Genomic DNA, 791 nt, shown 5'->3' on the forward strand with positions numbered 1-791 from the left:
TCTTGCGGGACAGGTCACCGGTGACCCCGAAGATCACCAGACCCGACGGACCCGCGATCCGCGGCAACCGACGATCCGCCGGATCACGCAACGGATTGACGAAGACCTCTTCGACGTCGTCGCTCATCGACCGTCACCGTCCCTCGCTGCCAACCGCTCCATTGATTCCGCGACGCTGTCCAGCAGTTCCTTCCAGGACGCCTCGAACTTCTGCACGCCCTCGTCCTCCAGCACCCGGACCACGTCGTCGTAGGAGATGCCCAGGCCGGCCAGCTCGTCCATGACCGCCTGCGCAGCCCGATAGCTGCCGGTGACCGTGTCGCCGTGGACGGCACCGTGGTGGGCCACGGCGTCGAGGGTGGCCTCGGGCATGGTGTTGACGGTGCCCGGTGCGACCAGCTCAACCACGTACAGGGAGTCGTCCAGGGACGGGTCCTTGACACCGGTGGAGGCCCACAACGGACGCTGCGGCTTGGCACCGGCCTCGGCCAGCGCCTTCCAGCGGTCCGACGGCTTCACCCTCCCGTCGGCGGAGCCGAACACCTCTTCGTAGGCCTGGTAGGCCAGTTGGGCGTTGGCCACGGCGGCCTTGTTCCTGGCGGCCTTGGCCTCGGGGGTGGCCAGCTTGTCGAGGCGCTTGTCGATCTCGGTGTCCACGCGGGAGACGAAGAAGGAGGCGACGGACTCGATCCGGGACAGGTCGTGGCCGTTGGCCTTGGCGGTCTCCAGGCCGGTCAGGAAGGCGTCCATGACGCCGCGGTAGCGCTCCAGCGAGAAGATCAGCGTGACGT

1 protein-coding gene is annotated in these 791 nt (G+C 67.9%); it reads right to left on the reverse strand.

From position 1 onward, the window contains the following. Positions 1–123: 123 nt before the first annotated feature. On the reverse strand, positions 124–791 hold a 668-nt coding region (locus IF29_RS0141180; protein ID WP_030267718.1), incomplete at its 5' end, for a transaldolase family protein.

Origin of the sequence: Streptacidiphilus jeojiense (assembly GCF_000719095.1) — a bacterium.
Lineage (GTDB): Bacteria > Actinomycetota > Actinomycetes > Streptomycetales > Streptomycetaceae > Streptacidiphilus > Streptacidiphilus jeojiensis.